This window comes from Nocardiopsis chromatogenes YIM 90109 (assembly GCF_000341185.1).
GTDB lineage: Bacteria > Actinomycetota > Actinomycetes > Streptosporangiales > Streptosporangiaceae > Nocardiopsis_A > Nocardiopsis_A chromatogenes.
Map to the genome: position 1 here is coordinate 19,170 of NZ_ANBH01000090.1, position 14,005 is coordinate 33,174.

Annotated in this window: 10 protein-coding genes and 1 pseudogene; 3 read left to right on the plus strand and 8 right to left on the minus strand. The window is 74.0% G+C overall.

Annotated elements, in window-relative coordinates:
• Positions 1-43 precede the first annotated feature (43 nt).
• Positions 44-748 carry a hydrogen peroxide-dependent heme synthase gene (hemQ, locus tag D476_RS0109040; RefSeq protein ID WP_017623624.1) on the plus strand — a complete coding sequence of 235 codons (705 nt, stop codon included), beginning with the start codon at positions 44-46 and terminating at the stop codon, positions 746-748.
• A gap of 403 nt (positions 749-1,151) precedes the next feature.
• Here hemQ and D476_RS0109045 read toward each other — a convergent pair whose 3' ends face one another.
• The 3 genes from D476_RS0109045 to msrB all read right to left on the minus strand — a co-directional run bounded on the left by D476_RS0109045 (position 1,152) and on the right by msrB (position 3,237).
• Positions 1,152-1,994 (minus strand): CDP-alcohol phosphatidyltransferase family protein, encoded by an 843-nt coding sequence (locus D476_RS0109045; protein ID WP_026123364.1) that lies wholly within the window; start codon positions 1,992-1,994, stop codon positions 1,152-1,154.
• Positions 1,981-2,640, minus strand: a complete 660-nt coding sequence (locus tag D476_RS0109050; protein WP_017623626.1) for a phosphatidylserine decarboxylase — start codon at positions 2,638-2,640, stop codon at positions 1,981-1,983. Before D476_RS0109050 ends, D476_RS0109045 begins: the two co-directional genes overlap by 14 nt.
• A 144-nt stretch (positions 2,641-2,784) precedes the next feature.
• Complete coding sequence (gene msrB, locus D476_RS0109055) at positions 2,785-3,237, minus strand: peptide-methionine (R)-S-oxide reductase MsrB (protein ID WP_017623627.1); 453 nt, start codon at positions 3,235-3,237, stop codon at positions 2,785-2,787.
• Between the two features lie 577 nt (positions 3,238-3,814).
• Here msrB and D476_RS0109060 point away from each other — a divergent pair.
• The gene (locus D476_RS0109060) at positions 3,815-4,300 is read left to right on the plus strand and encodes a hypothetical protein (RefSeq protein WP_026123365.1); all 486 of its coding nucleotides are present in this window, start codon (positions 3,815-3,817) and stop codon (positions 4,298-4,300) included.
• Positions 4,301-4,659: 359 nt separating this feature from the next.
• On the opposite strand, the pseudogene D476_RS32620 reads toward D476_RS0109060, so the two are convergent.
• The 3 genes and pseudogenes from D476_RS32620 to glgX form a co-directional block, all read right to left on the minus strand.
• Positions 4,660-5,434, minus strand: a pseudogene (locus D476_RS32620) (GntR family transcriptional regulator).
• Between the two features lie 482 nt (positions 5,435-5,916).
• Entirely contained in the window at positions 5,917-6,669 is a 753-nt protein-coding gene (locus tag D476_RS0109070) for a pyrimidine reductase family protein (protein WP_017623631.1), read from the minus strand.
• Between the two features lie 9 nt (positions 6,670-6,678).
• On the minus strand, positions 6,679-8,811 hold the full coding sequence (gene glgX / locus D476_RS0109075; protein WP_017623632.1) for a glycogen debranching protein GlgX: 2,133 nt from the start codon (positions 8,809-8,811) through the stop codon (positions 6,679-6,681).
• Between the two features lie 1,426 nt (positions 8,812-10,237).
• On the opposite strand from glgX, the gene D476_RS35535 reads away from it, so the two are divergent.
• Positions 10,238-12,259, plus strand: coding sequence for a BTAD domain-containing putative transcriptional regulator (locus D476_RS35535; protein WP_017623633.1), 2,022 nt, complete (start codon positions 10,238-10,240; stop codon positions 12,257-12,259).
• 117 nt (positions 12,260-12,376) lie between these two features.
• Here the strand turns inward: D476_RS35535 and D476_RS0109085 are convergent, their stop codons facing one another.
• Positions 12,377-13,117 (minus strand): thioesterase II family protein, encoded by a 741-nt coding sequence (locus tag D476_RS0109085; protein ID WP_017623634.1) that lies wholly within the window; start codon positions 13,115-13,117, stop codon positions 12,377-12,379.
• A gap of 185 nt (positions 13,118-13,302) precedes the next feature.
• Positions 13,303-14,005, minus strand: a 703-nt coding sequence (locus D476_RS0109090; RefSeq protein WP_026123366.1) for an SDR family oxidoreductase, incomplete at its 5' end; no start/stop codon positions are given.

The window sequence follows — 14,005 nt, forward strand, 5'->3', positions numbered from 1 at the left end:
GCCCCGCCGCGCCACATGCCCCAGACCGAGCGAGGAGAAGACAGTGAGCAGCGAGACCACCCCGACCGGCGCCGACCCCGAGGAGCTCAACAGCCTCATCCGGTACACCATGTGGTCGGTGTTCAAGGCCGGGGACCTGGAGGGCCTGGACCGGTCCGCGGCCGCCGGGGAGCTGACCGCCCTGTTCGAGGACGGCAAGAGCGGCGTCACCACCCGCGGCTCCTACGACGTGCAGGGCTTCCGCGCCGACGCCGACATGATGTTCTGGTGGATCGGCGACACCCCCGAGGCCGTGCAGGAGATGTACACCGCCTTCCGCCGCACCGCGCTGGGGCGCGTGAGCGAGCCGGTGTGGTCGGTGGTCGGCCTGCACCGCCCCGCCGAGTTCAACCGCGGCCACGTCCCGGCGTTCCTGGCCGGTGAGGAGCCGCGCGACCACCTCTGCGTGTACCCGTTCGTGCGCTCCTATGAGTGGTACCTGCTGCCCGACGACGAGCGCCGCGCCATGCTCGCCGAGCACGGCCGCATGGCCGCCGGGTACGCCGACGTGCGCGCCAACACGGTCTCCACCTTCGCCCTGAGCGACTACGAGTGGATGCTCGCCTTCGAGGCCGAGGAGCTGCACCGCATCGTCGACCTGATGCGCCACCTGCGCGGCGCGGCGGCGCGCCGCCACACCCGCCTGGAGGTGCCCTTCTACACCGGCCGCCGCAAGAGCCCGGCCGAGCTGGTCGAGTCCCTGGCCTGAGGCCCGCCTGCGGGCGGGCGGCGCTGAGGCGGCCGCAGACGGCGCGAGGGGCGCCGGGGGTCCCCCGGCGCCCCTCGGGCGTTCTTCCCGGATCAGGTCCTCCTGTGCGGCGCCCGGGAACGGCCCTCGCTGCGCTCTCACCACTCGACGGCGCGCCCAGGCCGACGCCCCGCTTCCCGGGAACACGGCGGCCGTGCGATGACCGCGCCTGAACACCGCTCGCCAGGGAGCCGACCCAAGGAGCACGCTCCAGTGCCTGTCGCGTGGATCGGGCCCGTCCGCCCTCGGGGCGGCAGCGGCACCGCGCCCGGACGCCGCCTTCGACGGGACCGGTCCGCGCGGCACGCCGCATGGCGAGCGGGGCCGCGCGGCGGCGCGGCGGCGCGGCCCCGGCCTCCTCTTCTCAGCCCTCCCGGACCGCCGGGACCGCGTCCTCATCGGGGTCCGGCCGACCGGCGCGCCGGACCGTCACGACGTAGAACGGGATCGCCAGGATCAGCACCAGCACCAGCCCCGACCCCGAGTACAGCAGGGTGTTCCCGGCCGGGGCGTCCATCGCCCACGCCGCCAGGCACCCCACGCTCACCAGGATCCAGGCCAGCACCATGTAGGCCAGGCGGCCCTTGGGCTTGGGGTACTCCACCCGGCTCACCATCAGCCAGGCGACCACCAGGACCGCACCCGTGCCGACCAGCACCGGCGGGTCCAGCAGCACCACCGTGATCACGGCCATGGCGCCGAACGGGCTGGGCAGCCCCGTGAAGGAGGTGCAGCCCGGTGTCTCGCAGGAGAACCGCGCCAGCCGCACCACGACCGCCAGCAGCACCGCCGCGGCCGCGGCGATCGGAAGCGGCCCGCCGGACCCGGCGATCGTCCCCCAGGCCACCACGAAGAACGCCGGGGCGAACCCGAAGCTGATCACATCGGCGAGGTTGTCCAGCTCGGCGCCCATGCCGCTGCCGCCGAGCTTGCGGGCCACCCGCCCGTCGAACAGGTCGCAGGCGGCGGCCAGGAGCAGCAGCACCACGGCGGTGGCGACCGCGCCGCGGTCCAGCGGGCCGCTGCCGCCCGCGGCGATCTGCGCCGACTGGGCGGCCGCCAGCTGCCACACCGCCATGAAGCCGAACAGGGCGTTGCCCAGGGTCAGGTAGTCGGCGAGCGCGAGCCGCACGCGCGGCGCCGCGTCCTGCTCGGCGGGGGCGGCCGCGCGCGGGCGGGGCAGGAGTGCGCGGCTAGTCGCGGTCAAGGCGCGTCGCTCCCGCCCGGACCTTCTGCCCGACCTCCACCGCCGGGGTGACACCGGGCGGGAGGTAGACGTCGACGCGGGACCCGAAGCGGATGAGGCCGATCCTCTGCCCCTTCTCCGCCTTCTGCCCCTCAGTGAGATACGGGACGATACGCCGGACCATCGCCCCGGCGATTTGGACGACCGTGACCTCGCCGATCTCGGTGTCGAAGGTCCAGATGACGCGTTCATTACGCTCGCTGTCCTTGTCGAAGGCGGGGCGGAACCCTCCGGGCCGGTGCTGGATCCGGGCGGCGACGCCCGCGATGGGGGCACGGTTGACGTGCACGTTGAGGGGGTTCATGAAGACGGCGACGCGAATGCGGCCGTCGGACTGGACGTCGATGCTCTGCACGACGCCGTCGGCGGCGGAGACCAGCCGGCCCTGGGCCGGAGCCCGCTCGGGGTCGCGGAAGAACCAGGCCATGCCCGCGGCGAGGCCGACCGCGGGGACGGCGAGCAGGCGTGCGGCCCGCGACCGCCGGGCCGCCAGCAGGGTGGCGCCGGCCGCCGCGCAGGCGGGGGCCAGCCAGGGGGCCGAGCCCTTGGCCATGCGGACGGGCACGGCGGGGCCGGAGGAGGGGGTGGGATCTGAATCGTCGGTCATCGGATGCTTTCGTCGTGAAGCCTGGCGGCCGGCGAGTGTCGAGGGGCATGTCTCGCACGGCCGGACGGTCGGCCCGGCAGGGCGCCGCGGACGCCGGACGACGGACCGGTCCGGGCCCACCGTCGACACCCATAAGGGAGGATGCTATTCCACCGGGCCGTCCGCCTCCAGGGTGAGTGCCACTGAGTTGATGCAATAACGGTCGTCGGTCGGGGTGGGGTAGCCCTCACCGCGGAACACGTGACCGAGGTGGGAATCGCAGCGTGAGCAGCGAACCTCGGTACGTATCATGCCAAGGGAGCGGTCCTCGTGCAGCGTTACGGCGGAGCTGTCGGCCGGGTCGTAAAAGCTCGGCCACCCGCAGTGTGAGTCGAACTTCTCATCGGAACGGAACAGCTCGGCCCCGCATGCGCGGCACCGGTAGACGCCCTTGACGTCGGTGGAGACGTACTCGCCGCTCCAGGGGCGTTCGGTGCCGCTCTGGCGGAGCACCGTGTAGGCCTCGGGGTCGAGCAGGCGCCGCCACTCCTCCTCGCTCTTGCGGACCGGCTCCTGGGTCCGCCCCGCGTCCTTGCCGTCCATGGCTTCCTCGTCCATGAGAGTGACGCTACCTCGGACGACCCCCGGCGTGCTCTGTGAGCATCCTCCAGGCGGCCGGGAGGGGCACCGCAGGCGAACGCGAGGGGTGAGGGCGGGGGAGCCGCGCGGCCGGGCGCCCGCGGTGCCCGGTGTCGGCGCGACAGCGGAGCGGAGGGGGCGTTCGGGGCGCGCTCGGACGCGGCCGGGCGTGTCGGCGCGGACCATGCGCCGCCCGCCGTCGCCGTCTGTCGCGGTGTCCCGCCCATGCGTCTTCCGCGCCCGCCGTCAATGCGCCCCGCGAGGCCGACAGTGGCCCCGTCCCACCAGGTGGGACGAGGGTGGGCCGACGGCCGCGCCCCCCGCGCGGCGCCCCGCGCGCCGCCGCCGCGCTCCCGCCGCCGACCAGGCGCACCGGGTCGAAAGTCACGCTCCGGTCGTTCGCGGCCGACTCCGGCATTAAGGAGTGAAGGGAGAATCCCGGCTGATCATTCGCGTTAGGCGCGTTCATCACGAACCGCCCCGGGTACGTGCACCTCAGGGTGTCGGACACGGTGGGAGCGAACGATCCATGCTCGTTTCGTATCGCCGAGAGTCGATGACGCGAGGGCGCCCGGTGGCCGCGGAGCGGCGGGCGACGGTGGGGGCGGGACTCTACCTGCGCCTCGTCGCCGGGCACTGGGTGCAGACGATGGTCGAGCGGTGCGCCGCCCACGCCCGTCAGGGCGCACGGCGCGTCGGTGAGGCGGTCGCGGTTGCGCGGCCGGGATGGGAGGTGATCGCGCAGGCGGCCGGTGAGGTGCGCTGGGCCGTCGCGGTGAGCGGAGCGGTGACGGCGGCGCGGGTCGACCGCATGAGGCCGCGCCCGTGGGGCGACCTCGGGCTGGCGGTGGCGGCGGCGCTGACCGCGCTCATCGGGCTGGCGGTGGCGGCGCTGCTGGGGGTGGCCCTGGCGCGTTGGGCCGCCTCGGGCGCGGGCGACGTCCTGTTCGCGGCGTCCGGGGCGGTGGCCGTCGGCCTCCTGCTGCTGGCGCTGCTGTACCTGGTGTTCGCCGAGAAGCCGGAGCGGCGTCCGCCGGACTGATCCCGGGCCGGGCGGCCCGGCAGGGGGCCGGAGCCGATCGGACCGGCCGACGGGAAGGGCCGGCGGAAGGGACCGGCGGTCGGGGGCCGCGCCGCCGGGAACGACGCGGGCCGGGGCCGTCCTCCCCGGCCCGTCGCCGTACCGCATCGGCCGCTGGAGAACCGATGGGCGCTCTCTAGAGAGCCTGTACCCACAACCGGGGGCGGATCCCCACGCGATCGCCCGGAATCCCCGTCGGTGCGGGGATTCCGGGCGATCGCGCGCGGAGGGGTCTGGCTCAGGGCCCGTGCCGGGGGAGGGGCCGGGCCGCGCCGCCGGGGGCGGCGCATCGCCGGTCGGGGGCTCGGGCCGCCGGGGGCTCAGGCCTCGAAGTCGTACTGCAGCACGTAGGCCGACCCGTCGAGGGTCATCTCGTTCAGCTCGACCGCGAGACGGTCGTCGGTCAGAGCGGTCCGGAGCACGTCCAGAACGGGGGTTCCGGCGCTCAGGCTGAGCGCCTCGATCTCTCCGGGGGTGGGCATGCGCACCCGGATCTCCTCGGTGAAGTGCGCCGGTGCGTGGCCGAGTTCGGCCAGTCGTGCATAGATTCCGCCGGGGCCCGTGTCGACCTCGGTGATGGGGGTGCCGCGGACCAGCTCCCGGGGCAGGTAGGAGGTGGCGAGCTGCATGGGGCGCTCGTCCAGCCGGTAGCGGCGGGGGGGGGGGGGGGGCGGGCGNCCGGAGCACCGGCGCCCGCTCGGGCAGGTCCAGCGCGCGGGCCACGTGCGGCTGCGCGGGGACCTCGTCGACCTCGACGCTGTCGGTCTCGAAGGGGCGGTCGCCCGCGTCGGCCTGCCAGATCGCCCGGCCGCCGCCCCACAGATCCCGGGAGAGGCGTTTGGGCCCGTGTCTGCGCAGCGGGCGGAAGGCGCGCACATAGACGCCGGATCCGCGGATGGGGACCACGATGCCCTCGTTGATGAGCACCGAGAGCGCCTGCCGGGCGGTCGCCCGGGCGACGCCGTAGCGCTTCATCAGGTCGTTCTCGCCGGGGACGCGGTCGCCGTCGGAGAGCCGCCCTGAGGTGATCGCGGCGCGCAGCTCCTCGGCGATCTCCCGGTAGACGGGAGGGGGGTCGTTGTCGGACGTCGGCACTGTCTTCATCCTCTCGCCCGGAGTGCGTACTTCCGCAGGGACGCGGGGACCGCTGCCGGATTGATTGTGTTCTTACCCTTAATCCCCCTCATACTCCGCTGTGCGAGGGGGCGGCAGGGAAGGGCGCTCCACCCCTCCGCACAGGCGGTATGTCCGTGCCGGGGCCGATTCATGCACGGATGGGGGGACAGCCGGAACCGGCCACGGCGCCGGTCCGAACGGGGCGGAGAGGCCGTGTGGGACGTCCGAATGTGTTCGGGACGGGGCGGCCGGGCACGGCGGCCCTCCCCGGGGAACCGGAAGGCGCCCGGGGCCGCGGGTGCGCGGGCCGGGCCGCGGAGCGCGTGCGCACGGCGGGGCACCGCCGCCGGGCCCGCACGGCCCAGGCGCCGCCGCCGCCGACGACGGGGGCGTGTGCCCGGCCGTCGGCCGACTCGGCACACGCCCCCGGGCAGGGCCCGCCGCGGGGCCCTCAGAGGCCCTCAGGCGCGCGTGTAGCGGGCGAAGAGTGCCCCCTCCGACTCCAGCAGGTGCTCCAGACGCAGGTCCGCCCGGTGCGACGGGGCGTCCCCGGCGACGATGCGGGAGGCGGCCGGGCCCAGCAGGTGCGGGCTGGTGGTCAGGCACAGCTCGTCCACCAGCCCGGCGGCGGTGAACTCCGCCAGCAGGTGCGGGCCGCCCTCGCACAGCACCCGGTACAGCCCGCGCTCGGCCAGCCCGCGCACCACCGCCGCCGGGTCGACCGACGCGCCGTCCCCGGCGACGACCACCTCGGCCCCGGCGTCCTCGGCCGCGCGCACCCGCTCCTCGGGCGCCGAGGCGGTGGTGAACAGCAGCGTGGGCGCGTCCTCCGGCGCCGCGGCCAGCAGGTCGGGGTGGACGTCGAGGGTGCGGGTCACCACCGCCACCGACGGGGTGGCCGGCCGCCCCTCCCGCAGCTGCGACCACACCTCCCGGGGGCGCACCGGCCGGTAGCCCTCGATGCGCGCCGTCGCCGCCCCGGCCAGGACCACGTCGCACAGGCCCCGCAGCACCCCCATCACCCGGCGGTCCGCCGGGGACGACAGCTCGGCGGTGCGGCCGGAGGCCCCCCAGGCGCCGCCGTCGGCGCTGGAGACCATGTTGCAGCGCACCCAGGGCCGGACCGGGTCGGCGGGGTAGGCGTACAGGGCGGCGAGGTCGACCTCGGCCGACGGGGCGGGAAGCAGCGCGCGAAAGCGCGGGTCGGTGTCCATGGGGGCAGGTTAGACGCCTGCGGACGCGCCGTGCGAGACGCGCCGCAGGAGCAGCAGGGCGCGGTCGATCACGGCCGCCGTGCCCCCGGCCGGGATCAGCGGCCGCCCGCCCACGTCCGGCTCGGCGGTGTCGAGCACCGCCTCCCAGGCGATGCCGAACTCCCGGCCGGGGACGGTGAAGTCGACCGGCTCGGCCCCGGAGTTGAGCAGCAGCAGGAAGGAGTCGTCGCGCACCCGCCGCCCCCGCGGGTCGGGCTCGGTGATGGCGTCGCCGTTGAGGAACACGCCGAGCCGGGTGGCGCCGTCGTGCCAGTCGTCGTGGTCCATCATGGCGCCGTCGGGCCGCAGCCAGGCGATGTCGGGCAGCGTTCCGTCCGCCCCGTCCGCGCCGGACCGGCCCTGGAAGAACCGGCGGCGGCGGAAGACCGGGTGCTCGCGGCGCAGCCGGGCCAGCCCGCGCACGTACTCCAGCAGGTCCTCCTCGTCGGCGGCGGTCTTCCAGTCCACCCAGGCGATCTCGTTGTCCTGGCAGTAGGCGTTGTTGTTGCCGCGCTGGGTGCGGCCGATCTCGTCGCCGTGGGAGAGCATGACCACGCCCTGGGAGCAGAACAGCGTCGCCAGGAAGTTGCGCACCTGGCGGCGGCGCAGCGCCAGCACCTCGGGGCGCTCGGTGGGGCCCTCCACCCCGTGGTTCCAGGAGCGGTTGTCGTCGGTGCCGTCCCGGTTGTCCTCGCCGTTGTCCTCGTTGTGCTTGTGGTCGTAGGAGACCAGGTCGGCCATGGTGAAGCCGTCGTGGCAGGTGACGAAGTTGACCGAGGCCACCGGGCGGCGCCCGTCGTCCTGGTAGAGGTCGCTGGAGCCGGACAGGCGCGAGGCCAGCTCGGGCACGACCGCGTGGCCGCGCCAGAAGTCGCGCACGGTGTCGCGGTACTTGCCGTTCCACTCGGTCCACAGCGGCGGGAAGTTGCCGACCTGGTAGCCGCCGGGGCCCACGTCCCAGGGCTCGGCGATCAGCTTGGCCTGGGAGATCACCGGGTCCTGCTGGACGATGTCGAAGAACGTGCTCAGCCGGTCCACGTCGTGGAACTCGCGGGCCAGCGCCGAGGCGAGGTCGAAGCGGAACCCGTCGACGTGCATCTCCAGCACCCAGTAGCGCAGCGAGTCCATGATGAGCTGCAGCGAGTGCGGGTGGCGCACGTTCAGGCTGTTGCCGCAGCCGGTGTAGTCGACGTAGTAGCGCGGGTCGTCGTCGACCACCCGGTAGTAGGACAGGTTGTCGATGCCGCGCAGCGACAGCGTGGGGCCCATGTGGTCGCCTTCGGCGGTGTGGTTGTAGACCACGTCCAGCAGCACCTCGATGCCGGCCGCGTGCAGGGCCTTGACCATCGCCTTGAACTCCTGCACCTGCTGGCCCCGGGAGCCGTTGGCGGCGTAGCCGCTGTGCGGGGCGAGAAAGGCCAGGGTGTTGTATCCCCAATAGTTCGTCAGGCCGCGGGCGACCAGGGCGTGCTCGGGGACGAAATGGTGCACCGGCATCAATTCGACGGCGGTGACGCCGAGCGAGCAGAAGTAGTCGACCATCGCCGGGTGCGCCAGCCCCGCGTACGTTCCCCGCTGGTGTTCGGGGACGTCGGGGTGGAGCATGGTCAGCCCGCGCACGTGGGTCTCGTAGACGACGGTCTCGTTATAGGGGATGCGCGGGCGGGACTCGTTGCTCCAGTCGAAGAAGGGGCTGACCACGACGCATTTGGGGACGTTGGGGGAGCTGTCGCGGGTGTTCTGCCGGGACGGGTCGTCGAAGTGGTAGGAGAACAGCGACTCGTGCCAGCGCACCGACCCGTCGATGGCCTTGGCGTAGGGGTCGACCAGCAGCTTCGCGGGGTTGCAGCGCATGCCGCGCTCGGGGGCGTAGGGGCCGTGCACCCGGTACCCGTACCGCTGGCCGGGGCCCACGCCGGGCAGGTAGCCGTGCCAGACGAAGCCGTCGAACTCGGTCAGCGGAACGGTGGTCTCGGTGCCCGCGTCGTCGAACAGGCACAGATGGACCGCCTCGGCGGCCTCGGAGAACAGTGAGAAATTCGTCCCCGTCCCGTCGTAAGTCGCGCCGAGGGGGTAAGGGTTTCCTGGCCAGACTTCCACCATGGGGTCGCCGCTCCGCTCGGGGTCGTGGGGGCAGTGTTCTCGTCGTTCTCGTCGGCGCTCATTTCGCCCGTCACCGGTATTGTGCCCGCTTTCCCGGCCTGTTCCGGGGAAGCGACGCGGATCGGTTGCGGATTCGCGGGCGCTCCGCCGGGCGGACGGCGCGATTTCCCCGCAAGTCGGACGGGAATCGGCGTGTGGCGCGGCCCCTCGGTGCGGGACCGCTTCGCCCCTGTGACGCGCCGGAGGGCGGAGCGGTGCGGCCGGTGTCCCGATCCGGCCGGATCCGCGCCGACCGGACCCCGGGAGGCCCGTACGTCCCCATCCGCCCTGCGGGGGCCGTGGCCGTGCGCGCGGTCGCCGACCCGGCCCGGCACCCGCGTGCGAACCGCACCAGGGGGCGCCGCCCGTCGGTGCCGAGCCGGTCCGCCCGGCGCCGCGCCCCTCGCCCGGGGGGGGCGGCCTCCGCGGGGCCTCCGGGTGGCGGCGGAGGGGGGGCGGCCCGCCGCCCGGTGCTTCCCCGTTCGGGGGGCGGGGGCGATGCCCGGCGGCCCATCACATGACCACGCCTTTGGTGGTCGCGAATTCAACGAACGGCCCGGAACGCGAGAAGTGGCGGGTGTTTTTACAGGTGGAATGCGGTGCGCCCGGGAAGGGGCCACTACCGGCCGTTCGGTTCCGGTGCTCCGTTCCGCGCGATCGGCCCGGTGGCAGAAACGATCTTGGAAACCGTGAATTCTCGCTGCTCACCGACGGGGTGGCCGGAATCGGCGGGACGGTGCGGGCATTGTGGTGGTCCCCGCCGGGGCGCCGCGGCGCGGCGGGGGCCGCCCCTTCGGCGGATCCGCGGCGAAGCGGGCGCCGGAGCGGCGGGGAGGGGGTGCGGCGGCCGTGTCCAAGGAGGCGAAGAAGGGGGCCCGACCTGCGCTTCGGGATTTCGAACACGGCGGCGCGTGAAACTCGTCGGAAACACGCCAATGGCGACATCCGCAGCGTGTGACGAAGGTAACAGCGGAGGGAGTGCTCGTCGGGGCGGGGTAGGGAACGGCCCCTCGATAGGGAATGGACATTTCGTCAGAGGCGTTTGTATGCTCCGAGCGCAGAAAGCCGCCAACTACCTAACGTGATGCTCGATTAGCGCTCTGTCGCCTGAAATCATCGCGAGCTTGGGGGATGCATGTGGTTTCGAGTGTTGGGGCCACTCGAAGTCGTATCCGATGACCGACCGGTTCCGTTGGGGGGTTCGAAACAGCGGGCCGCCCTCGGGTTTCTTCTCTTGAAACCCGATCAGGTGGTGTCCACCGGCCGCTTGCAGGACGCCCTGTGGCCCGCCGGCGACGCGCCGCCGACCGCCCGCAGGATATTGCACAATGCGATCTGGGGGCTACGTCGCGTATTCACCGCGCACGGCGGTGCGGACGGGGCCTCGATGCTCCAGACGCAGGCGCCCGGATACCGGCTCCAGGTCCCGCTCGACAGCATCGATCTCCACCTGTTCCGGAAATGGACCGAGAAAGGGCGCAAGGAGCTCGCCGAGGGCGACGCCGAGGTGGCCGCCTCGGTGCTGCGCGACGCGCTGTCGCTGTGGCGCGGACCGGCCCTGGCCGACCTGGCCGAGACGGGGGCGGCCTGGCCGGATCTGGCCGCGGTCCAACAGGCCCGCCTGGACGTCCTGGAGGACTACTTCGAGGCCGAGCTCGTGCTGGGGCGGCCCCAGGCGATCCTGGGCGAGCTGGAGGCCACGGTCAACGGCGACCCCTCCCGGGAGCGGGCGTGCGCGCAGCTGATGCGCGCGCTCTACCAGGTCGGACGGCAGGCGGACGCGCTCGGCGCCTACAGCAGGGTGCGCACGCGGCTGGTGGACGAGTACGGGCTGGAGCCCGGCCGCGAGCTGCGGTCGCTGCAGCAGGGGATCCTCAACCACGACCCCGGCCTGGGGGCCTCGGACCCCTCCCGGGTCAGCCCGGCCGGCGCCGCCCGCGGGCGTTCGGGGCCGGTGGGCCCCGTCGGCTCCGGGCCCTCCGGCGGCGCGGGCAAGGCGGCGTCCGAGGCCGCCTCCCGGGCCGGGATGCTCGCGGTCATCGGGCGCAGGGGCGGGGCGAGCGCCCCGGTCTCCCCGCTGGGCGCCGTGGCGTCGGCATCGGCGGTGTCCCCCGGCCCCGCGGTGCCCTTGGTGCCGCCGGTGCCCTCGGTGCTCGCCATGGCCGCGGCCCCGCCCGCGGTGTCCCCGGTCGCCTCGGTGCGGTCGGCCGCACCGCCCGCACCGGCCGCCCCGAAGGCCGCGGCCGCGGCGCCCCGGGTGTCGGCGCGGCCCGACGCGATGATCTTCGTCCAGCGCCGGGCGAGCGTGCTGCTCATGCAGACCCGACTGTGCCTCGCCGCCGGTGGGAGCGATTCCAGCGGAATAGGCACCCTTCTGCAGTGCATTCACGATGTGGTCCGCACCGACACCGAGTATTTCGGCGGCGCCGTGACGACCTCGATCGGTTCCCTCATCATGGCCGTCTTCGGCGACGAGGGCGGGAACAACGCCGAACGGGCGGTCCGCGCCGCCGCGGTCGTGCGCGACTCCATCACCACCCTCACCGAGCCCGAGGACGCCGAATCGGCTCGCCTCGGAGAAGTCCGCCTCCATGCGATGGTCGCGACCGGAGACCTCCTCCTGGGATATTCCTCGGATGCGCCGAAGTTTCCCGTAACGGCGCACGGTTCGCTCGTCGACGAACTCCACAGGCTCGTCCCGAATATTCCGCAGGGAAACATCCACGTCTGTGACGAAACGGTCCGGCAGACGAATACGAAAATCAACTATGTGCGGGCGGAGCATTCCTCGGAGATGTGGGTGCTCGATGGCGCGTCGCAGAGGTACGAGTGCGAACTCGACCTCCTGCACGGTCTCCTGGACCACGCGCACCGGAGGGCAGCCCCGCACCTGGTGACCGTGCTCGGTGATTCCAGTATCGGCCGGTCGCGGTTCCTGGCCGAATTCCAGCGCCAGGCCGAACAGCGGTTGTCGGGATCGGTGACGTTCCTGAGCGCGAACCACGTGTCCTGCAGTTCGGAGGACGCCCTCGACAACCAGTGCGAGGAGATCTTCAAGAAGGCCGCGGCCTGGCTGAACACGCGTATGGGCCGCTCCGGAAGGCCGCACGCCCCGGCCACGTCCGCGGGCCGGGGCGGAGCGTTCGACCTCCGCCGGTCCCGGCGCCGCGCCGAGGGGGACGGCGGCCCGCTCGTCGTCGTCATCGACGACCTCCACCAGGGCGACAACCGCCTGCTCGACATGGTGGAGAACCTCGCCGACACGCTCGGCCCGGCACCCGTGGTGATCATCGGGGGAGGCCAGCCCGAGCTCCTGGAGCGCCGCCCGTCGTGGTCCGGCGGCAAGCGGCACACCAGCACCATCACCCTCGACCCGCTGCCGGCCGAAGCCGGCACCCGCCCGGCGTGACCCGCCGGGCGGGGCGGGCCGCCCCGCCCGGCGCCCCGCAGGGACCGCGCGCCGTCCCCCGGCGTGCCGCGCCCGCGGGGCCGCGGACCCGGAAGCGGCGCGCCGCCGCCCCGCGGGTCAGCCGCCCAGTCCCTTCTCCAGCGCGTCGGCCAGCTCCCGGACCCCGTCCTCCAGGTAGAAGTGCCCCCCGGGAAAGGTCAGCACCTCACCCGGGGCGGTCGAGTGCTCCAGCCACCGTGCGGCCTCGGACCGGGTGACCAGGGGGTCGCCGCTGCCGACCAGGACGGTGAAGGGAACGTCCAGCGGCGGGCCCGCCTCCCAGGTGTAGCCGCGCAGGGCGGTGTAGTCCGAGCGGAGCGGGGGCAGCACCATCTCCAGCATCTCGGGGTCGTGCAGCACCCGCCCGGCGGTTCCGCCCAGCCGCCGGATTTCGGCGACGATCGCCTCCTGGTCGTCGGGGATCCGGTCGCCGCGCCCGGGCCGGGGCGAGGGGGCCGTCCGCCCCGACAGGAAGAGCCGCACCGGCCGGGGGAGGCCGCGCCCGCCCAGCCGCCGGGCCGTCTCGTAGGCGACCGCCGCGCCCATGCTGTGCCCGAACAGGGCATAGGGGCGGGAGGTCTCCGGGGCGAGCCGGTCGGCCACCACCTCCGCCAGGCCCGTGATGCTGGCGACGGGCTCCTCCGCGCGCCGGTCCTGCCGCCCCGGGTACTGCACCGCCAGGACTTCCACGTCCGGCGCCAGGGCCATCGCGAGCGTCCGGTAGGCGCTGGCCGCGCCGCCCGCGTGCGGGAAACAGACCAGCCGCGGGGCATCCCCGGCGGGCTGCCCTCCCAGCCGCCGAAACCAGGTGCTGTCCACCTTCTCGTCGCCTCCTTCTCGTCCCGCCCGGGCCGGACGGACCGGCCCCGGCTGATCGTCGTGGTGGTGCGGTCGTAGGCGCCGGCCGTGCCCGCCTGCCCGGCGGGTCCGCGCCCCGGCGGGCCCGCCGGGGACGGCGGGCGGGAGGGGCCGGCGCCCGCCCCCTCCCGCCCGGGCCGGCCGGATCAGGCGGAGCGGCCGGCCGGTGCGGGGAGGTACCCCACCTCACCGAAGAAGTCGAGGTAGGTCTCCAGCAGGGCGCCCCGAACCGGGGGGCAGGAGATCCCCGCGCCCTCCAGCGCGGCCTCGGCCTTGGCGCAGTCGATGTCCGGGTAGACCCCGCCCGGCAGCGCCGCGAACCCCGCGAACTGGTCGAGCAGCGGCTGCAGCGCGTTGTCGCGCTGCGAGCGCACCTTGCGCACCCACGCCTTGGGGTCCATCTCGTCGATGCGGTGGCCCCGGGCGCGCAGCGCGTCGATGACCTCCGCGAACGCCAGCCGCCGCGGGTTGGACAGGTTGTAGGTGTCGCCGACGCCCTCGACCCGCCGCGCCAGATGCAGCAGCGCGCCGCTGACGTAGTCGACGGGGGTCGGGTGGAAGTGGCCGTCCAGCCCCGCCGGGACGGCCTGTGCCTCGGCGATCCCGCGGATGCTCAGCCAGACGAAGTCCTGGCTCTGGCAGGCGCCGTTGGCCTGGTCGCCGGTGACCACGTCCACGCGGTACACCGACACCGGGAGGCCGCGTTCCCGGGCGAGGCCGATGATGCGCTCACAGACCCACTTGGTGTGCCGGTAGCCGTTGGACAGCGCCTCCGGCGGCCCGATCGGCGCGTCCTCGGCCAGCCGCACGCCCTCCTCCGGCAGGGTCGCGGACACCCCGGTGGAGGAG